Source organism: Leucobacter chromiireducens subsp. solipictus, from assembly GCF_016758195.1.
Lineage (GTDB): Bacteria > Actinomycetota > Actinomycetes > Actinomycetales > Microbacteriaceae > Leucobacter > Leucobacter solipictus.
The window spans coordinates 204,321-225,649 of the sequence record NZ_QYAC01000001.1 but is presented as its reverse complement, the minus strand read 5'-3'; the positions used below and the strand labels follow the sequence as shown (position 1 = coordinate 225,649).

23 protein-coding genes and 1 tRNA gene are annotated in these 21,329 nt (G+C 68.5%); 17 read left to right on the top strand and 7 right to left on the bottom strand.

Annotation, left to right across the window (positions count from 1 at the left end):
• The first annotated feature begins 25 nt into the window (after positions 1-25).
• Both D3230_RS15765 and D3230_RS01065 read left to right on the top strand, forming a co-directional pair.
• Positions 26-1,354: a histidine kinase gene (locus tag D3230_RS15765; RefSeq protein ID WP_202343157.1), complete on the top strand. Its 1,329-nt coding sequence runs from the start codon at positions 26-28 to the stop codon at positions 1,352-1,354.
• A complete protein-coding gene (locus D3230_RS01065; protein ID WP_202343156.1) occupies positions 1,351-2,076 on the top strand; it encodes a response regulator transcription factor in 726 nt (241 codons plus the stop codon). The genes D3230_RS15765 and D3230_RS01065 overlap by 4 nt, the downstream gene beginning before the upstream one ends.
• Here the strand turns inward: D3230_RS01065 and D3230_RS01060 are convergent.
• Positions 2,046-2,810, bottom strand: a complete 765-nt coding sequence (locus D3230_RS01060; RefSeq protein ID WP_202343155.1) for an alpha/beta fold hydrolase — start codon at positions 2,808-2,810, stop codon at positions 2,046-2,048. The genes D3230_RS01065 and D3230_RS01060 overlap by 31 nt on opposite strands.
• 107 nt (positions 2,811-2,917) lie before the next feature.
• Here D3230_RS01060 and D3230_RS01055 point away from each other — a divergent pair, with 107 nt between their 5' ends.
• Positions 2,918-3,565, top strand: a complete 648-nt coding sequence (locus tag D3230_RS01055) for a mismatch-specific DNA-glycosylase (protein WP_202343627.1) — start codon at positions 2,918-2,920, stop codon at positions 3,563-3,565.
• A 31-nt stretch (positions 3,566-3,596) separates the two neighbouring features.
• Here D3230_RS01055 and D3230_RS01050 read toward each other — a convergent pair whose 3' ends face one another.
• The gene (locus tag D3230_RS01050; RefSeq protein WP_202343154.1) at positions 3,597-3,968 is read right to left on the bottom strand and encodes a hypothetical protein; all 372 of its coding nucleotides are present in this window, start codon (positions 3,966-3,968) and stop codon (positions 3,597-3,599) included.
• A 26-nt stretch (positions 3,969-3,994) separates the two neighbouring features.
• The gene (locus D3230_RS01045) at positions 3,995-4,333 is read right to left on the bottom strand and encodes a hypothetical protein (protein WP_202343153.1); all 339 of its coding nucleotides are present in this window, start codon (positions 4,331-4,333) and stop codon (positions 3,995-3,997) included.
• A 103-nt stretch (positions 4,334-4,436) separates the two neighbouring features.
• Here D3230_RS01045 and D3230_RS01040 point away from each other — a divergent pair, with 103 nt between their 5' ends.
• On the top strand, positions 4,437-5,114 hold the full coding sequence (locus tag D3230_RS01040; RefSeq protein ID WP_202343152.1) for a DUF998 domain-containing protein: 678 nt from the start codon (positions 4,437-4,439) through the stop codon (positions 5,112-5,114).
• A 154-nt stretch (positions 5,115-5,268) separates the two neighbouring features.
• Here the strand turns inward: D3230_RS01040 and D3230_RS01035 are convergent.
• Positions 5,269-5,350: transfer RNA gene (locus tag D3230_RS01035), tRNA-Leu, on the bottom strand.
• Positions 5,351-5,394: 44 nt separating this feature from the next.
• A complete protein-coding gene (locus tag D3230_RS01030) occupies positions 5,395-6,228 on the bottom strand; it encodes a TIGR00645 family protein (RefSeq protein WP_337249029.1) in 834 nt (277 codons plus the stop codon).
• Between the two features lie 247 nt (positions 6,229-6,475).
• Between D3230_RS01030 and D3230_RS01025 the strand changes: the two genes are divergently transcribed.
• The 7 genes from D3230_RS01025 to D3230_RS00995 all read left to right on the top strand — a co-directional run bounded on the left by D3230_RS01025 (position 6,476) and on the right by D3230_RS00995 (position 14,503).
• Positions 6,476-7,510, top strand: a complete 1,035-nt coding sequence (locus tag D3230_RS01025; protein WP_202343151.1) for a TerC/Alx family metal homeostasis membrane protein — start codon at positions 6,476-6,478, stop codon at positions 7,508-7,510.
• 264 nt (positions 7,511-7,774) lie between these two features.
• Positions 7,775-9,274 carry a 3-isopropylmalate dehydratase large subunit gene (gene leuC, locus D3230_RS01020; protein ID WP_202343150.1) on the top strand — a complete coding sequence of 500 codons (1,500 nt, stop codon included), beginning with the start codon at positions 7,775-7,777 and terminating at the stop codon, positions 9,272-9,274.
• A gap of 5 nt (positions 9,275-9,279) precedes the next feature.
• Positions 9,280-9,885: a 3-isopropylmalate dehydratase small subunit gene (leuD, locus tag D3230_RS01015; protein WP_202343149.1), complete on the top strand. Its 606-nt coding sequence runs from the start codon at positions 9,280-9,282 to the stop codon at positions 9,883-9,885.
• A gap of 157 nt (positions 9,886-10,042) precedes the next feature.
• Entirely contained in the window at positions 10,043-11,350 is a 1,308-nt protein-coding gene (gene murA, locus D3230_RS01010; protein ID WP_337249069.1) for a UDP-N-acetylglucosamine 1-carboxyvinyltransferase, read from the top strand.
• An 83-nt stretch (positions 11,351-11,433) separates the two neighbouring features.
• Entirely contained in the window at positions 11,434-12,210 is a 777-nt protein-coding gene (locus D3230_RS01005; RefSeq protein WP_202343148.1) for a lysophospholipid acyltransferase family protein, read from the top strand.
• The gene (locus D3230_RS01000; RefSeq protein WP_202343147.1) at positions 12,207-13,328 is read left to right on the top strand and encodes an NAD(P)H-dependent glycerol-3-phosphate dehydrogenase; all 1,122 of its coding nucleotides are present in this window, start codon (positions 12,207-12,209) and stop codon (positions 13,326-13,328) included. The genes D3230_RS01005 and D3230_RS01000 overlap by 4 nt, the downstream gene beginning before the upstream one ends.
• Before the next feature lie 56 nt (positions 13,329-13,384).
• Positions 13,385-14,503 carry a D-alanine--D-alanine ligase gene (locus D3230_RS00995; protein WP_202343624.1) on the top strand — a complete coding sequence of 373 codons (1,119 nt, stop codon included), beginning with the start codon at positions 13,385-13,387 and terminating at the stop codon, positions 14,501-14,503.
• 33 nt (positions 14,504-14,536) lie between these two features.
• Here the strand turns inward: D3230_RS00995 and D3230_RS00990 are convergent, their stop codons facing one another.
• Entirely contained in the window at positions 14,537-15,301 is a 765-nt protein-coding gene (locus tag D3230_RS00990; RefSeq protein ID WP_202343146.1) for a FadR/GntR family transcriptional regulator, read from the bottom strand.
• A gap of 59 nt (positions 15,302-15,360) precedes the next feature.
• On the opposite strand from D3230_RS00990, the gene D3230_RS00985 reads away from it, so the two are divergent.
• From D3230_RS00985 to D3230_RS00970, 4 genes are all read left to right on the top strand, one after another.
• A complete protein-coding gene (locus D3230_RS00985; RefSeq protein WP_202343145.1) occupies positions 15,361-16,116 on the top strand; it encodes a gamma-glutamyl-gamma-aminobutyrate hydrolase family protein in 756 nt (251 codons plus the stop codon).
• Between the two features lie 95 nt (positions 16,117-16,211).
• The gene (locus D3230_RS00980) at positions 16,212-17,087 is read left to right on the top strand and encodes an ABC transporter substrate-binding protein (RefSeq protein ID WP_202343144.1); all 876 of its coding nucleotides are present in this window, start codon (positions 16,212-16,214) and stop codon (positions 17,085-17,087) included.
• 3 nt (positions 17,088-17,090) lie between these two features.
• Entirely contained in the window at positions 17,091-18,185 is a 1,095-nt protein-coding gene (locus tag D3230_RS00975; RefSeq protein ID WP_202343143.1) for an ABC transporter permease subunit, read from the top strand.
• Positions 18,182-18,925: an amino acid ABC transporter ATP-binding protein gene (locus D3230_RS00970; RefSeq protein ID WP_202343142.1), complete on the top strand. Its 744-nt coding sequence runs from the start codon at positions 18,182-18,184 to the stop codon at positions 18,923-18,925. The genes D3230_RS00975 and D3230_RS00970 overlap by 4 nt, the downstream gene beginning before the upstream one ends.
• Positions 18,926-19,002: 77 nt before the next feature.
• On the opposite strand, the gene D3230_RS00965 is transcribed toward D3230_RS00970, so the two are convergent.
• Positions 19,003-19,512, bottom strand: a complete 510-nt coding sequence (locus tag D3230_RS00965; protein ID WP_337249028.1) for a DUF3515 family protein — start codon at positions 19,510-19,512, stop codon at positions 19,003-19,005.
• A 31-nt stretch (positions 19,513-19,543) separates the two neighbouring features.
• On the opposite strand from D3230_RS00965, the gene thiL reads away from it, so the two are divergent.
• Positions 19,544-20,548, top strand: a complete 1,005-nt coding sequence (gene thiL, locus D3230_RS00960) for a thiamine-phosphate kinase (RefSeq protein ID WP_202343141.1) — start codon at positions 19,544-19,546, stop codon at positions 20,546-20,548.
• Positions 20,549-20,668: 120 nt separating this feature from the next.
• A complete protein-coding gene (locus D3230_RS00955; protein ID WP_202343140.1) occupies positions 20,669-21,301 on the top strand; it encodes an SIMPL domain-containing protein in 633 nt (210 codons plus the stop codon).
• The last annotated feature ends 28 nt before the right edge of the window (positions 21,302-21,329 follow it).

Sequence of the window (21,329 nt, the reverse complement as noted above, 5' to 3'; positions counted from 1 at the left end):
GAGTGCCCAGTGACACAATGAAACGGTGACAGCGGCGCAAACGGAACAGCAGGCGGGGCCCGATACGCCGAACCCCGGCGCACCGCGGGAGTTCGAACCGGTGCTGCCCCGAGCCGCCTGGCAGCAGTGGTTCGCTGATCGGCCACGCATCGCCGACGTCTTCGTGATCGTCGCGTGCACCGTGCCCACGGTGATCGCCCTGACCGTGAACACGCTCCCGCACGCCTGGGCGGGCGTCGTGTGCGCGGTGGGCGTGGGTGTCGCCCTGTGGTGGCGCCGCTCGCACCCCATGACGGTGCTCCTCATCATCGTCTTCCTCGGATCGATCAACCCGGTCGCCGCGATCGCGGCGGCACCCGCGCTGTGGGAGCGCTGCTTCGGCCTCTACGCGCTCGCCACGCAACGTCGCCTCCGCACCGCGGTGCTCGGTTTCTTCGCGAGTGAGGCCGTGGTGCTGGCGGCGACGGGGATCATGACGCTGCTGGGCCTCCGCGATCGCTGGCCGATCCTGCCCCTGCAGCCAACCGTGCTCGCGGCGATCGCGATCGGGGTGGCCGTGCGCGCGAGCCGCGCGCGCCGCGAGGCGCTTGCCGTGCTCGTCGCCGCGCGGGAGGACCGTGCGGCAGCGGCCGAACGCTCCCGCATCACCGCGGAGATGCACGACGTCGTCGCCCACTCTGTGACCGTGATGGTGGCGCTCGCCGGCGGGGCCTCCGCGGGATGGGAGAAACACCCCGAGCGAGCGCGGCAGGCGCTCGATCAGCTCGGTGCCGTCGGCGCGCAGACCCTGCAGGAGATGCAGCGGATCCTGAGGGTGCTCCGCACCTCCGATGCCGGCCTGGACGGGCAGCTTGAGGCGTCCGGGCACAACGTGCCCGATCTCGGCGAACTCGTCGAGGGCTTTCGCGCCGCGGGCCTTCCCGTGCGCCTGGCCGAGGAGACGGCGGAAGCTGTGGCGGCCGGGGCACCGGCGTCCGAGGCGACGGCGTCCGACACGATGCCGAACGATCCGGCACTTCGCACCACGGTGTTCCGGATCGTGCAGGAGTCGCTGACAAACGCGCTGCGCTACGCCCGCGGAGCAACGCTCGTGGAGGTGCGGGTGATGCACGCGGCCGAGGAGGTGATCGTGACCGTGACCGATAACGGGCGGGGGAGCGAGGCGGAGGGCCACGGCTCGGCTCGGGACCTGAACTCACGCCAGGGTGCGGGTTACGGGCTCGCGGCGATGCGTGAGCGCGCCGCGGCGTTCGGGGGGTCGCTTGCCGCCGGCCCGATCCCGCGCACGGCCGCGTCGCCCAGCCGCGGCTGGCGCGTGCGCGTCGTGCTGCCGCGCGACGGAGACCGCGCATGACGGACACGGTCTCGGAGAAGATCCGCGTGGTCGTCGTGGACGATCAGGCGCTCGTCAGGGCGGGCAACGCCCTGATCCTGGACTCCGACGACGGGATCGAGGTGATCGGGGAAGCCGGATCCGGTGCCGACGCGCTGGCGCTCGTGGCGGCGGACCCGCCCGATGTGGTGCTCATGGACGTGCGCATGCCCGGCATGGACGGGATCACTGCCACACGCCACCTCATCGAACGCCACCCCGACACGCGCGTGATCGTGCTGACCACCTTCGCGCTCGACGCGTACGCGTTCGAGAGCCTCCGGGCCGGGGCGAGCGCGTTCCTCCTCAAGAGCAGCACCCCCGCGGCGCTCGTTCACGCCGTGCGCACGGTCGCGGCGGGAACCGCCATCGCCGCGCCGGATCTCGCCGCCGGGCTGATCGCGCACACCGTCGGCGGTGCGGGCGCGGGCGCAGGTGCGGCCGCGGGTACCGGTCGAGTCGCGGGTCACGGCACCGGGGCACCGGGCGAAGCTGGGCTCGCGGCGCTCAGCCCGCGCGAGCGCGACGTCTTTCTCGCCGTGGTGCGTGGGCTCTCGAACGCGGAGATCAGCACCGAGCTCTTCCTCGCCCCGGCGACCGTGAAATCCCACATCAACGCGATCTTTGCAAAGCTCGATCTCCGCGACCGCGTGCACGCGGTGATCCTCGGATATCAGCTCGGATTCGGAGAGAGCCCGCGCTGAGCGACATGGGTGAGCACCATCGACGCCACGGGCTCCGGGCTCTTGATGATCGCCTCGTGGCCGCGGGCCGGAATCTCGCGCATCTCCGCGTCCGGAAGCGCCGCCGTCACCTCCTGCACCCAGTTTCGGGGGCACACGCGGTCGGTCTCGCCGCGGAGCACCAGGGTGGGCGTCTGCACGCGCGGGCACACCTCCTCGAGGTGATGATCAAGCATGAGCCGCAGCTTGTTGGCAAACCAGATCGGGCTCGTCTGCACGTACTCGCGGAGCCCCGCGAACAGCACCTTCGGAGATTCGCCCGACAGATCCTGCACCATCCGCGCGGCTTGCTGCGCCGCGGACCGCTCGTGGCGGTTGATGGTGGGGGCGATGAGCGCCAGCGTGTCGATCAAGCGCGGATACCGTGCCGCCAGCTCCGCGACGACCTGCGTGCCCATCGAGTGCCCGACCAGCGTGACGGGGGCTGCTGCCCGATCCTCGATGAAGTGGGCGATGAGTTCGGCCGTCTCCTCGATGGTCGCGGCGGTGCCGGGCTCGGGGGACCCGCCGAAGCCGGGAAGATCCGGCACCAACACGCGACCGTGCCCCCGCAGCACCTGGGCGACCTCCGTGAACACGATCCGCCCCATCCCGATGCCGTGAATGAGGACAAAGGTGCGCAGCTCCGGCCCCGAGAAGTCATTGCAGACCATCGTCGCCTCGCCGCGCTCGTACGTGAACTCCACAGGCTCCATGCGTCATACCGTACTGGGAATGGGCGGTTGCCCGAGAATCGATACGCCGGGCTAGCATGGAAACCGTGGGGACGCATGAGGAGGGGACCGCGGGCGCGCAGCCCGAGATGACCGAGGCGCCGCAGCACGACGGTGCCCGACGGCCGTCGCCGCTGGGCGGGCGGAAACCGACGCGCGAGGACCTCGCGCGGTTCGCAGGGGTGCCCGCCGACGCCCTCGACGACGTGCTCCCCGGCGCGGATGCACCGCGGCTCCGGCTGCTCATCGTCGGCGTCAACCCAGGGATCTGGACCGCGGCCGTGAACGCCCCCTTTGCCCGCCCCGGCAATCGCTTCTGGCCCGCGCTCGTCCGAGCCGGACTGACCGACTGGCAGATCGACGCCTCCCGCGGACTCGCCCCCGCCGATGAGGCGCACCTTCACGAGCGCGGAATCGGCATCACGAACCTCGTGGGCCGGGCGACGGTTCGTGCGGACGAGTTGGACCGAGCGGAGCTGCGGGAGGGCGCAGCGCGACTCGTTCGCCTGGTGGCGCGGGTGCGGCCAGAACGGGTGGCCATCGCGGGGATCACGGCCTACCGGCTGGCCTTCTCCGCTCCGAAGGCGGTACTGGGGGAGCAGGACACGACGACGATTTCCGGGTGGCCGGGCGGGATTCCGCTCTGGGTCGTGCCGCAACCGAGCGGGCTGAACGCTCACGAAACGATTGACTCGCTCGCCGAGAAGTGGCGCGCGGTCATGGCCCAGGGCACCTAGCTCGGGGCGGTCGGGAGAGAAGGCGCGGCGCCTAGTTTTCGGCGGGGGCGGTGTCGACGGCGGCGAAGTAGCGGCTGCCGACGCCGTAGCAGAAGCTGCGCTCCAAGCCGGTCGCGGCGGGCGGCAGCTCGCTGGCCTCGTGCGCATCGCAGGCGAGCACCGTGAACTCCGGCCACCACTTCTTCGGTCGGGTGCGCTCCTCGATCCCGCACAGCGCGCACCGCAGGGTCGCCCACACGGCACGCTTGCCGGTGCGGTTCGCCCGCGACTGGGCAAGCCAGGCGGGCGGATTCGTGTCGAGCTCCACGATGTCGGCCTCGCTCAGCTGGGAGGGAAGACCGTGGCGTTTCGCCATGTCGATGGGGATATCGAGGCGGATCGCGGCTTCATAGCGTGAGGGCATCCCTCCAGCGTACGCGACCGGGACGCTCAGGCGAACAGCGCCCACACCACCGCCACCATCGGGATCAGGATCACGACGGCGATGGGGAAGGCAAGCACGCTCAGGATCGGCCACACCACGGGGCGCACGCGTCGTGAGAGGCCGATGATGCCGACGACCGTCGCGGCACCGAGGCAGGCGATCGCTGCGGCCTGACAGATCGTCGCCGCCACAAACGAGACCGTCTGCAGGGCGGAGGCGGGGGCTGCCACGCCGCCCAGGGTCCACCCGGCGAGTGCCAGCGTGTTCAACGCAACACCCCAGACGAGGAGCGGGAACCCGCGTGTGCGACCGGAGTGCGGGGGAGCGACGGGGTCTGCGGCCATGGAGGCAGCCTACCGCGGGACCGGGGCGCGTGCGCGGCACCGCGGCGGCGGCCGGGTATAGGCTGAGGCGTCCGAAAATCAGCTCTACCCGGGGGAATGCTTCGTGCCTACCGCTCCGACGTCGCCGACCATCGAACCGTCCGCCGGGGAGTCCGAGCGGTGGCGGGTGCAGCACCTCGCCGTGCCGCTCGCGGTGCTGCAGCTCGCGACCATCGTCGCCGAGATTGTCACCTCGTTCGCGTTCCGGCCCGGATACGACTGGGTGACGAATACCATCAGCGAACTCGGGGTCGGAGGGTGCACCACGGAGTTTGATCCGCGCAAGGGTGTCGAGGCGTGTTCCCCGCTCGCCGACCTCATGAACGGGGCGATGATCTTCTCGGGCGTCTGCCTGATCCTGCTCGCGCTGGTGCTCCGCGGATCGCGCGGATTCGAGCGACTCCCCGGACTCCTCTGGCTGGGGGCCGGCGTGGGCAGCATCGCGACGGGGTGTGTGTCCCTGGACACGTCTCCGGTGCTCCACCAGATCGTATCGATGCCGCTGTTCTTCGGCGGGCCGCTCGCGATCCTCATCGGCGCGGGGCAATTCGACGGTGCCATTCGCAGGATCGGTGCGGCCCTCGGGGGCATCACGCTCATCCTGGGGATCATCTTCAGCACCACCGACTGGGTCTACGGTTTCGGCGGCATCGTGGAGCGCCTGGTGATCTGGCCGGCCCTCGGCTGGGTGCTCGTGCTGGCGGTGCGCGCCCGCCGCGACGCCGCGGCGGGCGCGTCCTGAGCAGTCTCGGACTGAGCAGCGGCGGCCCGAGCAGTCGCGGCTCGAGCAGCGGTGGCCTGCGTCGGGTGAGATCCGCGGCTCGCACCGGCCGCTGAGGCGACGACCGGGAACGGGCCGCAGCGGGTCGCCGCCGCCGCCCGCACCCGGGGTTTCGTGCGCAAGAAGGGACTTGAACCCTCACGTCCGAAGACACTGGAACCTAAATCCAGCGCGTCTGCCAATTCCGCCACTCGCGCGTGGGTGCCGCACAGCTGCGGCACCGGTCTAGCCTAGCGGGAGTCTACCGCTCCACGATCTCGGCGCCGTCGGGGAGTGTCGCGCCGGCGGGAATCCGGACCGTCACGAACCCGGACTCCGCGGCACCGGAGGCGGCACCGGGGCCGGCAGCTGGAGCGGTGCCGGGCGCAGCGTGCGCGGCCGGGGCCGCAGGAGTCGGATCCTGCGTCGATGCGTGCACCGGTGCCGTCAGCTGCGCCTCGATCGCGCCTGCGGTGACCTCGTCGCGCTGCACGGCCGGGTGGTGCTGTGACATGCGGTCGATCCAGGCGAGTGCGAGCGCGGAGATGATGAATGCGAGGTGGATGGCGACCTCCCACATCACGCCCTCGGAGGAGTAGATCACCTTGCCCTTCGCGTCCACGACGAGGCCGTCCTCCATGCGGCCGACCTCGATGAACGTCTTGAGGAGGTGGATCGAGGAGATCGAGATGATCGAGACCGCGAGCTTCACCTTGAGCAGGTTGGTGTTGACGTGCGAGAGCCACTCGGGCTCGTCGTGGTGGCCCTCGACGCGGATCTTCGATACGAAGGTTTCGTAGCCGCCGATGATGACCATGATCAGGAGGTTCGCGATCATCACGATGTCGATGAGCGCGAGCACGCTGAGCATCACATCGGTCTCGGTGATCTTCCCGCTGATGATCACGTTCTCGATCAGGTGCCAGAGCTCCACGAAGAACAGCACCACGTAGACGCCCTGGGCGATGATGAGGCCCAGGTAGAGGGGAGCCTGCAGCCAGCGGCTGGCAAAGATGAATGCGGCCAGCGTCCGCGATGCGGCGCCAGGCCCGCGGTCGGTGCTGCGTTGAATCGGCGGCATCGATCGATCGTTCACGTGTGGTCTCCCCGGGGTCTTCGGAAAATCAGAGTCACATGCTATCCCAAGCTGAGCGACGTGTCGCTGGAAACCGGTATAGTTACACCTTGCGAAGGGGAGTATCCCGCCTCGCTCGAGCCGTCAATACGCTGCGCGCTGATCGCGTGGCCGGTTCGAGTGCGAAGTATTCCGTCACGGGATGGTTCGGGGAGAGACTTTCGGTCTTTTGCGCACCCTGCGCTCACCGAAGGAGAAGTTCTCAACTGTGACCACCGTTTTGCCGTTCTGGTTCGAGGTCGGATCAATGATCGTGCTGGTCGCGATCCTGATCGTCGACCTGCTCCTCATCATCCGTCGCCCCCACGTCCCCTCGATGCGCGAGGCGAGCCTGTGGGTCGCCTTCTACGTGTTCCTCGCCCTCGTGTTTGCGGGCGCGATCTACCTGCTCGGCGACGCGCAACACGCCACGGAGTTCGTGGCGGGCTGGTTGACCGAGTACAGCCTCTCGATCGATAACCTCTTTGTGTTCGTGCTGATCCTCGCCGCGTTTAAGGTGCCGACGGCCTACCAGCAGCGCGCGCTGATGATCGGCATCGTGCTTGCGTTGATCTTCCGCGGGATCTTCATCCTCGTCGGGGCGGCGATCATCGAGCGCTTCATCGCCGTGTTCTTCATCTTTGGTGCGTGGCTCATCTGGACGGCCTGGCAGCAGGTGAAGCCGGGCGGCCACGGCGACCAGGGCGACAGCTGGCTGATCCGCCAGGTCAAGAAGGTCATGCCGTTTAGCGACGAGTACGACGGCGGCAAGCTGCGCACCACGGTCGACGGCAAGCGCATGTTCACGCCGTACCTGCTCGTGTTGATCTCGCTCGGCGCGACGGACCTGCTCTTCGCGCTCGACTCGATCCCGGCGATCTTCGGGATTACGCAGAGCCCGTTCATCGTGTTCACCGCGAACGTGTTTGCGCTCATGGGGCTGCGCCAGCTGTACTTCCTCCTGGGTGGCCTGCTGGAGCGCCTGCCGTACCTGAAGTACGGCATCGCCGCGATTCTCGCGTTTATCGGTGTGAAGCTGATTCTGCACGCGCTGCACGAGAACGAGCTGCCGTTCATTAACGGCGGCGAGCACGTCCCGGTCCCCGAGATCAGCACGGGGATGTCGCTCGGCTTCATCGTGGTGGCGATGGCCGTTGCGACGATCGCCAGCCTCATCGCCGCGAATCGCCAGGCCAAGGCCAGCGGCGAGAAGCTGCACCTCGGTGCCGCTGAGATCGACGAACACGGGCAGCCGAAGCACTAGTTGCCGCCCGGCCGAGCGCCCGCGAGGCGTCGGATCCCGCACCCCCGCCGCAGCCACGCGGCGGGGGTGCGGTTCGTTCAGCCGCCCGAATGGTAGACTTGCTCCATGCGTTTGCGGCGGCTCCTTCTTCCCAGCCGCGACGGGATCTAGCCACTCGGCCACCCGTCGCGGAGTTTCCGCATGGCCGATCACCGCGCACACTCGCCGGAATAATTCTGGCCGCGCAGTGCTTGTAGAGCAGTGAGACCGAGAAGAGAAGCAAAGATGAGCAATCAGAACGCGTCGGGGACCGACACGAGTGCGGCGAAGCAGCCGCGCACCCTTGCTGAGAAGCTGTGGGACGACCACGTCGTCGTCAAGGGTGAGAACGGCGAGCCGGATCTCATCTACATTGACCTCCACCTGATCCACGAGGTGACGAGCCCGCAGGCGTTCGACGGCCTGCGCGCTGCTGACCGGCCGCTGCGCCGCGTCGACCTGATGATCGCGACCGAGGATCACAACACGCCCACGCTGAACATCACCCGGCAGATCGAGGATCCGACGAGCCGGCTGCAGATCGAGACGCTGCGCGACAACGTCAAGGACTTCGGGGTTCGCGCTCACCCGCTGGGCGACAAGGAGCAGGGCATCGTCCACGTGATGGGCCCGCAGCTGGGCCTCACGATGCCCGGCATCACCGTGGTCTGCGGCGACAGCCACACCTCGACGCACGGCGCATTCGGCGCGCTCGCGTTCGGCATCGGCACGAGCGAGGTCGAGCACGTCATGGCGACGCAGACGCTCCCGCTGAAGCCGTTCAAGACGATGGCGATCACCGTCGAGGGCGAGCTGCGCCCCGGCGTGACCGCGAAGGACATCATTCTCGCGGTCATCGCGAAGATCGGCACGGGCGGCGGGCAGGGCTACGTGCTCGAGTACCGCGGCTCGGCGATCCGCTCGCTGTCCATGGACGGCCGCATGACGATCTGCAACATGTCGATCGAGGCGGGCGCACGCGCCGGCATGGTCGCGCCGGATCAGACCACCTTCGACTACGTCAAGGGCCGCGAACACGCCCCGCAGGGCGCCGACTGGGACGCCGCGGTGGAGTACTGGAAGACCCTGCCCACCGATGAGGGTGCCGTGTTCGACGCCGAGGTGTTCATTGACGCGAACGAGCTTGAGCCGTTCGTGACCTGGGGCACGAACCCCGGTCAGGGCGTCCTGCTGAGTGAGAATGTGCCGGATCCGGCGCAGATTGCCGACCCGAACGAGCGCGCCGCCGCCGAGCGCGCGCTGGAGTACATGGATCTCACCGCGGGTACGCCGATGAAGGAAATCCCCGTGGACGCGGTGTTCATGGGATCCTGCACCAACAGCCGCTTGGACGATCTGCGCACCTTCGCCGACATGATCAAGGGCAAGCGCAAGGCGGACGGCGTTCGCCTCATGGTGGTGCCCGGTTCCGCCCGGGTGCGCCTCGAAGCCGAGGCCGAGGGGATCGACAAGATTGTCACGGACTTCGGTGGTGAGTGGCGGTTCGCCGGCTGCTCGATGTGCCTCGGCATGAACCCGGACCAGCTCGAGCCGGGGGAGCGCTGCGCCTCCACCTCGAACCGCAACTTCGAGGGCCGCCAGGGCAAGGGCGGGCGCACGCACCTCGTGTCGCCGCTCGTCGCTGCCGCAACCGCGATCCGGGGCACGCTGTCCAGCCCGTGGGATCTGCAGACCGATGCCCAGAACGGGATCACGCACGACGCCAACGAGAAGGTGGAGGCCTAAACACCATGGAGAAGTTCACCACCATCACGGGTGTCGCCGCGCCGCTGAAGCGCTCGAACGTCGACACGGATCAGATCATCCCCGCCGTGTTCCTGAAGCGGGTCACGAAGACCGGCTTCGACGACGCACTGTTCTACCACTGGCGGCAGGACGAGGAATTCATCCTCAACCAGCCCACGTACGCGAACGCCTCGATCCTGGTTGCGGGGCCCGACTTCGGTACGGGCTCCTCGCGTGAGCACGCCGTGTGGGCGCTTCGCGACTACGGCTTCAGGGTCGTGATCTCGCCGCGCTTCGCCGATATTTTCCGAGGCAACTCCGGCAAGCAGGGTCTGCTCGCCGCCCAGGTGACGGAGAGCGACGTCGAGCGCCTGTGGGCCGCGATGGACGCCGAGCCCGGCGTCCAGCTCACGGTGAGCCTGGAAGCTCGCACGGTGACGGTCGGCGACCTCACCGTCCCCTTTGACATTGATGACTACACCCGCTGGCGCCTCATGGAAGGGCTCGACGACATTTCGTTGACGCTCCGCAATGAGGACGCGATCGCCGCGTTCGAATCCCGCCGTCCGGCGTGGATGCCGACCACGACGCCGCTGGCCCAGACCGCATAGAGTTCGGAGACACCGAGTGACCGAAGCAGTGAACACCCCCGTAGACGCGGAGCTTCCCGAGGGCGCGCTGAAGCGCAGCCCTGAAGAGGAAGCCGCGGAGGGGCGGAAGCGTGACGCTCAAAAGGCGGGCGCTCGCGTCGGCCTCACCTCCGACGAGATCATCATCAACGGCGGGCGTCCGCTGCAGGGCCGCATCGAGGTGCGCGGCGCAAAGAACCTCGCCACCAAGGCGATGGTCGCGGCGCTGCTCGGCAAGTCGCAGAGCGTGCTCCGCAACGTCCCGAACATCTCGGATGTTCGGGTCGTTGCGGGCCTGCTCGCGCTGCACGGGGTCCTCATCACGCGCGGCGACGAGCCGGGCGAGTGGCGCCTGGATCCCTCGAACGTGGAGATGGCGCATAAGGCCGACATCGACGCGCACGCGGGTTCCTCGCGTATCCCGATCCTGTTCTGCGGCCCGCTGCTGCACCGCCTCGGCGAGGCGTTCATCCCCGATCTGGGCGGCTGCCGGATCGGCGATCGTCCGATCGACTTCCACCTGGATGCGCTGCGCGAGTTCGGCGCCGTCATTGAGAAGCTGCCGAGCGGCATCAGCCTGACCGCACCGAACGGCCTCAAGGGCGCGAACATTGAGCTGCCGTACCCGTCCGTGGGGGCCACCGAGCAGGTGCTGCTCACGGCGGTCCTTGCCGAGGGGCAGACCGAGCTGCGCAACGCGGCGATCGAGCCCGAGATCATGGACCTCATCTGCATCCTGCAGAAGATGGGTGCCATCATCTCGATGGAGCCCAACCGGGTCATCTTCATCGAGGGCGTGCAGGAGCTCCGCGGCTACAACCACCGCGCCATCGCGGACCGCAACGAGGCCGCGAGCTGGGCCGCGGCCGCGCTCGCGACCAAGGGAGACGTGTTCGTGGGCGGCATCGAGCAGGAAGAAATGATGACCTTCCTGAACGTGTTCCGCAAGGTCGGCGGCGACTTCGACATCCTCGATGACGGCATCCGCTTCTTCCACCCCGGCGGCGAGCTGAAGCCCGTCACCATCGAGACCGATGTGCACCCCGGGTTCATGACGGACTGGCAGCAGCCGCTCGTCGTGGCCCTGACCCAGGCGCAGGGCGTGTCCACGATCCACGAGACCGTGTACGAAAACCGCTTCGGCTTCACGGACGCCCTCAACCAGATGGGCGCGAACATCGTCGTGCATAAGAACGGCCTGGCGGACGAGAGCCGCCGCGTGAAGCGCCGCGAGTTCGAGCAGGCCGCGGTGATCACAGGCCCGACTCCGCTGACGGGCGCCGACATCGAGGTGCCGGATCTGCGGGGCGGCTTCAGCCACCTGATCGCGGCGCTGACGGCCGACGGGCAGTCACGGGTGTCGAACCTCGGCATCATCTCGCGCGGCTACGAGAACTTCATCGAGAAGCTGCGCCTGCTCGGTGCCGACTTCGTCTACGAGAGCTAGGCCAGCGCGAATCCGGCGCATGATCTGCGGCGTTTCGGGTCGGCATTCCGTGTCGCGCCCGTGCGTCCGGGATAATGTGAAGCATGATTGACACGGTGAAGCTCCGGGTCCGTTCCTCCGCGGAGAAACGGCGGCCGTCGGTGTTCTGGATCCTCGCGGGACTGATCCTCCCGCTGTGGTCACTGATGGTGCGGTACCGCTTCACCCCGAAATCGAAGCTGCCCCAGACGGGACCGTTTATCCTGGCCCCGAATCACTACAGCGAGATCGACCCGATCGCGGTCGGTGCCGCGGTGTGGCATCTGGGGCGGCTGCCCCGGTTCATGGCGAAGGCGAGCCTGTTCAAGGTGCCCGTGTTTGGGGCGCTCTTGCGCGCCTCCGGCCAGATCCCGGTGGATCGTGTGGGCACCGCACGCCCCGGTGCCGACACCGGGAACCCGATCGGGGCGGCCGCGGAGGTCATCGCGAACGATGCCGGCGTGATCGTGTACCCCGAGGGCACCCTCACGAGGGATCCCGAGTTGTGGCCGATGCGCGGAAAGACGGGGGCGATCCGCCTCGCTCTCGAGTCCGGGATCCCGGTGATCCCGGTCGCTCACTGGGGTACCCAGGAACTGATGCCCCGCTACGGCAAGCGCATCCACCCGTTCCCGCGCAAGACGATTCATGTGTCGGTGGGGGAGCCACTTGACCTGAGCAAGTACCAGGGCAAGCATATTGACCAGCGCACCGTGATGGCCGCGACGACGGAGCTGATGGACGCGATCACCGCGCTCCTCGCGGAGCTCCGCGGCGAGCAGGCCCCGGCCGAGCGCTGGGATCCGAGCAAGCACCAGCAGAGTGAGACGGGACGCTTTTGAGTACGAACTCCATTCCCGTGGTCCGCGGGAACGGCTCCCGGAACCGCGGTCGCAAGGTCACGGTGGTCGGGGCGGGCAGCTGGGGTACCACCTTCGCCAAGATCCTGACCGACGCCGGGTGTGACGTGACGATCTGGGCCCGGCGCCCGGAGCAGGCGCACGAGATCCAGGTGGCGCGGCGCAACACGCAGTACCTTCCCGGGATCAACCTGCCGAAGGGCCTGAAGGCGACGAGCGATCTTGCGACCGCGCTGCGCGGCGCTCGGCTCGTGTTCCTCGCGGTGCCCAGCCAGACGCTTCGGCAGAACCTGCTCGACATCGAGCCGTACCTGGATCCCCGCAGCGTGCTGGTCAGCCTCGTGAAGGGCGTGGAGCGCACCACGACCATGCGGATGTCCGAGGTGATCGCGGACACGCTCGATCTCCCGCCTGAGCGGATCGGGGCGATCTCGGGCCCGAATATCGCCCTCGAGATCGCGAAGGAACAGCCCACCGGTGCCGTCGCGTCGTGCGCGGACTTCGCGGTGGCCCAAGACATCGCCACGGCAGCCTCCGCCCCGTACTTTCGCACCTACGTCAGCACCGACGTCATCGGCACCGAGCTTGGCGGTGTGCTGAAAAACCTGATCGCACTCGCGATCGGCATTGTCGACGGGGTGGGCTACGGCGAAAACACCAAGGCGGCGATCATCACGCGCGGCCTCGCGGAAATGACCGAGTTCTCGGTCGCTTCGGGGGCCGACGCGGCGACGCTGTCGGGACTGGCCGGACTGGGCGACCTCATCGCGACCTGCCAGTCGCCCCTGTCGCGCAACAACACCGCGGGTCGGCTGATCGGCCAGGGCTACTCGCAGGAGGAGACCCGCGAACAGATGCAGCAGGTCGCCGAGGGCATCACCTCGGTGCCGCCCGTGCTGGAACTGGCCCGCGAGCGCGGCATCGTGATGCCCATCGTGGAACAGGTGCAGATGGTGCTCAGCGGCACGATGGCCCCCGCGCACCTCGGCCCCCATCTCGCCACGGAGGACGACGTCCCCCGTCCTGAGCAACCGCTCGACGCGCCCACCCCCGGTCGCTGGCGCCGACTGTTTGATCGACTGAAGGGAAGTTCGGCGTGAGCCAGGACGAGACCACCCCCCAGACCGCGGCGATCGGCCCCGTCGCCACCGGCCCGATCCAGCGTGCCGGCTCGGCGCCGCGCACGGTCGTCATCCTCTTCGGTGGCCGCTCCAGCGAACACGGCATCAGCTGTGTGACCGCGGCCGGTGTGCTGCGCGCGATCGACCGGAGCCTGTTCAACGTCATCCTGGTCGGCATGACGCCGCAGGGCGCGACCGTGCTGATGCGTGAGGAAGACCTCGCCGAGTACCGGCTCGAGGCCGGGGCCCTGCCCGAGGTCCGGGACAACGGCACGCGCGTGCTGTGGCCCGCGTCCACGCAGACCCAGACGATCACGGTGATCGAGCAGTCGGGAACGCTCCGCAGCCTCGGCCACGTCGACGCGGTGCTCCCGATGCTGCACGGGCCCTACGGCGAGGACGGCACCGTCCAGGGCATGCTCGACCTCGTGAACATGCCCTACGTCGGCAGCGGGGTCCTGGGTTCAGCGCTCTGCATGGACAAGCACATGGTGAAGACCGTGCTCGCGGAGGCGGGGATTGCGGTCGCGCCGTGGCGGACGGTCACCCAGGAGCAGCTCGCCGCCGATCCGTATCTCGCGGAGCGGATCGACGCCGGACTCACGTACCCGCTGTTCGTGAAGCCCGCGCGAGCCGGATCGAGCGTGGGGGTCAGCCGCGTGACCGAGGCCGCGCAGATCCCCGCCGCGCTCGAAACCGCGTTCGCGGAGGACCGCACCGTGCTCATCGAGTCAGGGGTCACCGGGCGTGAGGTAGAGATCGCGGTGCTTGAAGGGCGCGGCGAGCAGCCCACCCGCACGAGCTCGGTGATCGGCGAGATCGTGTTCTCGGGTCGCGAGTTCTACGACTTCGAGGCCAAGTATCTCGGCGCCTCCGGCGTCGACCTGGCGCTGCCCGCCGACGTCACCGACGCGGAGTTCACCGCGATTCGAGACGCCGCCGTGCGGGCCTTCGAGGTCACCCAGTGCGCGGGCCACTCCCGCATCGACTTCTTCCTCACCGCGGACGGCCCCGTGCTGAACGAGATCAACACGCTGCCGGGATTCACGCCCATTTCGATGTACCCGCGGCTCTGGGAAGCGTCGGGGATGAGCTACACGGACCTCATCACGGAACTCATCGAGCTCGCGATCGAGAAGCGCCCCGCGTACTAGCGGCGCGCGCCGCGGCCCCGGTGTGTCGCGTCGTTATGCGATGCCGGGGCCCGGCGGGTCGACGGCGGGAACGGGTGCGCCCGTGACCGAGGGCTGCTGAATGCTCCAGGAGAACGTCGCCTCGATGTGATCGTGGAGTTCGCTTCTCGCCCGGTGGGGATCGCCCGCCTCGATTGCGCGGACCAGCCCGTGGTGGCCGGCAAAATCGTGTTCGCACGAGCTGTCCGCTTGCGGGATGACTCGCAGCACGCGGGTGAGGTGTTCCTGGATCTCGCGTTCGGCGGCGATGAGGTGGCTGCTGCGCGACAGCTCGGCGATGTAGAGGTGGAACCGCGCGTCCGCGAGGCGACGTTCTGCGGGGCGGATGTACACGTGGTGGTACTCGTCCGAGTAGGTGGATAGCTGGGCGAGTTCTGCCGAGGTCGCGCGCAGCGCAGCGAGGAACGAGGCCTCGCCCGAGATCGCTCGTCGCCAGTCGGTGAGGTCCCGCAAGTCTTCGACGGTGACGGCCTGGTTCTGCGCGGCGTGTTCGAGGCGGTCAGCAATGTCATCGCGGACGTAGCTGCCCCCGGTGCGGCCACGGCGCGTCTCGACGAACTCGAGCTTTCGGAGCTGTGCGAGCGCCTGCCTGAGCGTCATGGGGGCCACATCGAACTGGGCGGCGAGTTGGTCCTCCGGCGGGAGCCGGTCTCCCGCGCGGAGCTGCCCGGTGGCAATGGCCTGAACGAGGGCGCTGAAGACCTCTTCGGACCCACGTTTCGCGCCATCGCGGAGTGGGGGAATGTGAATGATTTGCATCTAACTTCTAGAGGTTATAGATTAAACGAGTTCTGGCCGCCCCATCGAGAGAGTCGACGATGTCTCATACTGTATCTGCAACGGCACCGATCGTGCTGTCCTACTCGCATCGCGGACCGGGAGCTCCCCAGGAGTTTCGCGAAGAACTGCGTGCCGCGGCAGAGCGTACCGCAGAGGTCCTGCGTGAGCAGGGGTGCAGCATCCTGATCGTCGACGCCTCGGCCCCGGGAGAACGACCCGCAGCGCTCATGGTTCAGGCGGCGGGGCTCGTCGTGCTCGGCGGCGCGGACATCGATCCCGCGTGCTACGACCAGGAGCTCGCGGCCGACAACCTGTACTACGTCGACCCCGCCGCCGACCGCTTCGAGATCGAACTGGTGCGCGAGGCCGTGACTCGCCGTATCCCCGTGTTCGGGATTTGCCGAGGATCCCAGATCCTCAACGTTGCCCTGGGGGGCACCCTCATCCAGGATCTCGGCACCGGCCTGCACAACCACGAGATCACCGGGAACCCGTGGACCGACCACGAGGTCGTGATCGAGTCCCGCAGTGAGCTGCGCGAGATTCTCGCCGCCGACGCGCTCACCGTGCGCACGGGACACCACCAGGCGGTCGATGTGCTCGGTGCGGGGCTCCGAGCTGCGGCGCACGCGACGGACGGCGTCATCGAGGCCGTCGAACACACCGAGAGCTGGGCCATCGGTGTGCAGTGGCACCCCGAGGAAGCGCACGGAGACCCGATCGCGTTGCGGCGGCTCTTCACAGGCTTCGCGCAAGCGGTATCGGCGGCCCGCCCGCTGACCGCGGAGCGCTAGCCCACGAAGGATTCCCCGGGTGAACGCCCGGGGGCGGGGTCGATCCCGCAACACCCAATGGCTGCGGCCACACACAAGGAAGTGGAGTACACATCATGGAGAAGAAGACGCTCGCGGCCCTCGGTGCCGCTGCCGCCGCCGCGCTGCTGCTGGCAGGCTGCACAAGTTCGACGCCGGCGCCGAGCGCAGAGTCCGGAGACTCGGGCGCATTCGGTGAGTGCGAGGTCACGAGCACCGCCGGCACGATCGAGCTCGAGCAGCGTGAAGCCGGCGTGCTGACGGTCGCCACCGTGCTGCCCAACCCGGGCTGGTGGAACGGTGATACCCCCGAGTCGATCACCAGCGGCTTCGAGTATTGCATGGCTGCCGAGATCGCCAACATGGCGGGCGCGGACACGCTGAAGCTCAAGAACCTTGCCTGGGATCAGTACATCTCGGGTGCCTCGAAGGACTACGACATCGCGATCGCCGGGACCACGATCACGGACGAGCGTAAGGAGGTGTTCGACTTCACCGAACCCTACTTCGAGTCAAATCTCGGCATCGCGACCAAGGCGGATGCGGACGTCACGGCCGAGAACCTCGCGTCGCAGCGGATCGGCGTCTTGCAGGGCAACATGGGAGCCAACTACGTCCAGGGCGAGCTCGGAGTCCAGCCCCAGCTCTTCCAGAACCAGGCCGACATGTTTACGGCGCTCCAGGCGGGACAGGTTGATGCTGTGGTCACTGATACCACCCTGGCGCTCACCTCGACAAACGCCTCGAACGGCGCTCTCGTTGTCGTCGGACAGATCAAGCTTGACCAGGGCTACGGCGCCGTCACCCCGAAGGGCTCGGCGAACTCAGCGCCGCTCGCGGAGGCAGTCGCGACGCTCGTTGCGGACGGCACCACGGAGCGGCTCTCTCAGGAGTGGCTCGAACCCTTCTTCGGGACCGACCCCAACGCGGTGCCGTTCTGGACGGTGAAGTAGCGCGTGGCGATCACCGCAATTGATACGTCGCTGAGCCGGGATCAGTCCCGGCTCAGTCCGGCGCCGCGCGTCCTCTGCGTCGCTGCAACCGCGACCGGGGTCAGCGTGCTCCTGATTCTGATCGTGGCGGCCTTGGCCGGCACCGTGGTGCCCGGCGCGACGTTTGGCATGTGGTTCAGCGTGCTCGGGTTCGCGTTTGCTGCCGTATGCGTGTTCATCGCGCTCCGCGGCCTCGGCGCTGCGGTGCGGTCGCGGCGGCAGCAGCGCGACGGGTCAGTTCTTGACGCGCGCGCGAGCGCGGATCAGGCGCGGGAACGCGCCTTCGTTGCGCTGGGCATCAGCGTCATGCTGCTCCTGATCCTTGCGGTATTCACACTGATCGTGATGAACGATGCCGCCGTCGCGCACACGTTCTTCCGGTGGGAGCTCATCACGAAGAGCGCGCTGGATGTGGTGCGGGCCTTCGGGGTCAACATCTTCATCGCGGTGGTCGCGCAGGTGTTCGTGCTCATCTTTGGGCTCCTTCTCGCGATTGGCCGCATGCTCCCGGGGAAGGCCGGGCGACCCATCCGGGCGCTCGCCGTGACCTACATTGACGTGATGCGCGCGGTGCCCGCGATCATTGTGCTGTACCTGGTGGGCTTCGGCCTGCCGCTGGCAGGGATCCCGCTCCTGAGCGACCTGTCGCCCGTGTGGTTCGCCGTCGTCGCGCTGACGCTCACCTACAGCGCCTATGTTGCGGAGACGTTCCGTGTGGGGATCGAGCAGATCCATCCCTCGCAGTCCTCCGCAGCGCGCTCCCTGGGCTTCTCCTACGCGCAGACGCTTCGCTTCGTGATCCTGCCGCAGGCGGTTCGTGCAGTGATCCCCACACTGCTGACGACCTTCATCGCGCTGCAGAAGGACACTTCCCTCGTGAATATCATCGGCACCATGGACGCCTTCAACCAGGCGAAGTTCTTCGCCTCCAGCGCCTTCAACCTGTCCTCGGTCACCGTCGTGGCGATTCTCTTCGTGCTCATCACGATCCCGCAGACCCGCGTGGTCGACTGGATGCTCGCCCGGGACACCGCAACCCGCCGAGGAGGCACCGCATGAGCTTCATCGAACTCGACCGCGTCCAGAAGTTTTACGGGACGACGGAAGTGCTGAAGAGTATTGATTTCTCCGTGGACGCGCACGAGGTGGTGTGCCTCATTGGTGCCTCCGGTTCGGGCAAGTCGACGATGCTGCGCTGCATCAACGCCCTGGAGACGATTGACGGCGGCGAGATTCGCATTGATGGCGACGTCGTCTCCGGGGCCGGGGTCAACGTGGACCGGCTGCGGCGGCGCGTCGGAATGGTGTTCCAGTCGTTCAACCTGTTCCCGCACATGACCGTGCTAGAGAACCTGACGATCGGGCAGCGAAAGCTGCTGGGCCGTGGCGCGGACGAAGCCCGCGAACGCGGGATGGCCCTTCTCGAGCGCGTGAACATGGCGCATCGCGCGAACTACTACCCGGATCAGCTGTCGGGCGGCCAGCAGCAGCGCATCGCCATCATCCGAGCGATCGCCATGGACCCCGAAGTGCTGCTCCTCGACGAGATCACGTCTGCGCTCGACCCCGAACTCGTGGCCGAGGTGCTGAATATTGTGCGTGAGCTTGCCGGGGACGGGATGACGATGCTGCTTGCGACGCACGAGATGGCGTTCGCGGCGGAGGTCGCCGATCAGGTGGTGTTCCTCGAGCAGGGGCACATTCTGGAGCAGGGGCCACCAGAGCAGATCTTCCGCGACCCGAAGGAGGCTCGGACACGGGAGTTCCTCAAACAGGTGATCGAGGCCGGCAGGCTGTAAGCGTTCTCCGACCGGACATGCGCGAAGGGCCGGGCACCGCGTATCTGCACGCGGTGCCCGGCCCTTCGGCGTTCCGCCTACTTCTGCTTGGTGATGTCCAGGGTGTCGGAGAGGCTCGTGCACTGCCGCGTCTGCGGCAGCTCCTTCACCACCGCGCCAAGATCCACGGTCACCTCGGTGCCGCTCACCTGCTCGCTGTCGACAAACACGGCGAGGCCGGGGGAGCGCCCGTACGCTTCGAAGCGGTAGATCGGGGCCTGTGAGCGGTCGATCACCCAGTCGACGCCGTTCACGTTCACGCAGTCGTCGGTGGTCGGACCGGTGGGCTCGACCCCGCAGACGAGCTGCACGGCGGCGTCCTCGCCCCAGGCACCGGTGCCCTGGGCGTTGGTCGAGCGCTTCTTCTGCTCGGCGACGGTGTCCGGCAGCCGGACGATCACGTCCGCACACGCGGGGTTGTTCGCGTCGTCGGCCGGGGTCATGGGGACCTGCCCGGCGCAGCCCGTCAACGTTGCGGCGATTCCCGCGACCGCGAATGCGGCGATAACGGTGCGTGCGGGGCGGCGGGACATCACGTGCGAACTCACCCCCTCAGCCTAGCTGGGGTAGTTTGGGAGGATGGTGCTGAGCGTCGGAGAACTGGGTGAGCGCGGCGTGTTGAAGCGGGTGCTGGCGCGGCTCGAAGCGGCGGATGCGGCCGTGATCGGACCGGGTGATGACTGCGCGGTCGTCCGCGTCGACGGCGACCTCGTCGTGACAACCGACACGATGATCGAGGGCCCGGACTTCCGGGCCGCCTGGCACTCGGGCTTCGAGCTGGGGTGGAAGCTCGCGGCCACGAACCTCTCCGACGTCGCGGCCATGGGGGCGCAGCCGACCGCGCTGACGCTCGCGCTCGCGGTGCCGCGCGACACCCCGGTCGCGTTACTGGAGGAGATCGCCCGGGGCATGAACGTGGCAACGCGCGAGCTGGCACCCGGCTGCGGCGTGGTCGGTGGGGACCTCGGCACCGCGCCCGTCATCACGGCGGCCGTGACCGCGCTCGGGCAGCTTGCCGGGCAGGCCCCGGTGACCCGCACGGGTGCGCTGCCGGGCGATACGGTGGCGTACGCGGGGGATCTCGGCCTTGCCGGCATGGGGCTCTCGCTGCTCTTCGCCGAGGCGGCGGATCCCGATGGCACGGCGGACGGGCGGCCTCTCCCGCGTCTCCGGGAGGCGCACCCGGTGATCCTCGCCGCGCAGCTCGCGCCCACGCCCCCCATCGGGCTCGGCGTTGGTGCGGCCCGCGCCGGCGCCACGGCGATGATGGACGTGTCCGACTCGCTCTCGATCGATGCAGATCGGCTCGCGCGTGCGAGCGGTGTTTCGCTCGAGCTGGACGCGGCGTTGCTGACCGCCGGGTTCGGGGCGCAACGTGGCGTCGCGGTCCCCGTGTCCGCGATGCTGACCGGCGGCGAGGATCACGGCCTGCTCGCCATGTTCCCCGCAGATGTCGCGCTGCCGGCCGGCTTCCTGCCCATCGGACGCGTCGCCGCGGCGGCCGAGGCCCCGCTCACGCTCGATGGCGCAGCGCTCACGCCCTCCGGCTGGGACCCCTACGTCGTGCGGTGGCCCGGGGCGTAGCGGCGGAGGCAGACGCGACAGGCGCGAAACGAGCCAGCCCGGCTCTGGACCCGCACGGGGCGCGCGAGTAGTGTTCGGGGTGCGTGGCCGTGGGGCCGCGGCTGACGGATGGGGGAGTGTATGACCGAAATCATCGTGACCGGGGCGGCCGAGCGGCAGCTCCCGGCGGACCGGGCCGCGCTGCAGCTGAGCTCGTCGCACGCGGGACCCGAGCGGGCGGAGGTGGTCGCGGCGGCCGGCGCGCGCCACGCGCAGCTCGTGGAGCGCGCCCAGCAGCTGGTCGCCGACGGGAGCGCGGAGAGCTATACGGCGGAGGCCGTCACGACGTACACGAACTCGTGGCGGGACGAGGGCGGCGCACAGCTCGTTGAGCACCGCGCCAACGTGAGCGTGGGGGTGGAGCTGCTCGCGCTCGAGGCGGTCGGCGCGCTCACCACGGAGTTCGCCGAGGCCGGCACCGACGCGAACGTGTCCTGGAAACTCAGCGATCCCGCGCGTCAGGCGGTGCTGCGGGAGTTGCGGGCGGCGGCGGTCGCGGACGCCGAGGCCGCCGCCGCCGACTATGCGGCCGCGCTGGGCGGTCCCGCGCTCTCGCTGCGCGAGATCCGCGACACCAGTGCGGGCCGCGGCGTCGCGCCGATCGGTGCCCCGCGTTTCGCGATGATGGCCGACGCGGGGGCGCCCCCGGAGGTCACCGTGCACGACATCGGCGTGCGCGTGGAGATCGACGCCCGCTTCGCCACCGCGGAGTAGCGGGAATCTCGCGCGTCGCGCGGCCGGG

Excerpts from the sequence above, each read along its gene's own strand:
- D3230_RS01065 (WP_202343156.1), top strand. The coding sequence starts at position 1,351 with ATGACGGACACGGTCTCGGAGAAGATCCGCGTGGTCGTCGTGGACGAT.
- thiL (WP_202343141.1), top strand. The coding sequence starts at position 19,544 with ATGGTGCTGAGCGTCGGAGAACTGGGTGAGCGCGGCGTGTTGAAGCGG.
- D3230_RS00980 (WP_202343144.1), top strand. The coding sequence starts at position 16,212 with ATGGAGAAGAAGACGCTCGCGGCCCTCGGTGCCGCTGCCGCCGCCGCG.
- leuC (WP_202343150.1), top strand. The coding sequence starts at position 7,775 with ATGAGCAATCAGAACGCGTCGGGGACCGACACGAGTGCGGCGAAGCAG.
- D3230_RS01055 (WP_202343627.1), top strand. The coding sequence starts at position 2,918 with ATGACCGAGGCGCCGCAGCACGACGGTGCCCGACGGCCGTCGCCGCTG.
- leuD (WP_202343149.1), top strand. The coding sequence starts at position 9,280 with ATGGAGAAGTTCACCACCATCACGGGTGTCGCCGCGCCGCTGAAGCGC.
- D3230_RS00955 (WP_202343140.1), top strand. The coding sequence starts at position 20,669 with ATGACCGAAATCATCGTGACCGGGGCGGCCGAGCGGCAGCTCCCGGCG.
- D3230_RS00990 (WP_202343146.1), bottom strand. The coding sequence starts at position 15,301 with ATGCAAATCATTCACATTCCCCCACTCCGCGATGGCGCGAAACGTGGG.
- D3230_RS00970 (WP_202343142.1), top strand. The coding sequence starts at position 18,182 with ATGAGCTTCATCGAACTCGACCGCGTCCAGAAGTTTTACGGGACGACG.
- D3230_RS01005 (WP_202343148.1), top strand. The coding sequence starts at position 11,434 with ATGATTGACACGGTGAAGCTCCGGGTCCGTTCCTCCGCGGAGAAACGG.
- D3230_RS01060 (WP_202343155.1), bottom strand. The coding sequence starts at position 2,810 with ATGGAGCCTGTGGAGTTCACGTACGAGCGCGGCGAGGCGACGATGGTC.
- D3230_RS01050 (WP_202343154.1), bottom strand. The coding sequence starts at position 3,968 with ATGCCCTCACGCTATGAAGCCGCGATCCGCCTCGATATCCCCATCGAC.
- D3230_RS00985 (WP_202343145.1), top strand. The coding sequence starts at position 15,361 with ATGTCTCATACTGTATCTGCAACGGCACCGATCGTGCTGTCCTACTCG.
- D3230_RS01045 (WP_202343153.1), bottom strand. The coding sequence starts at position 4,333 with ATGGCCGCAGACCCCGTCGCTCCCCCGCACTCCGGTCGCACACGCGGG.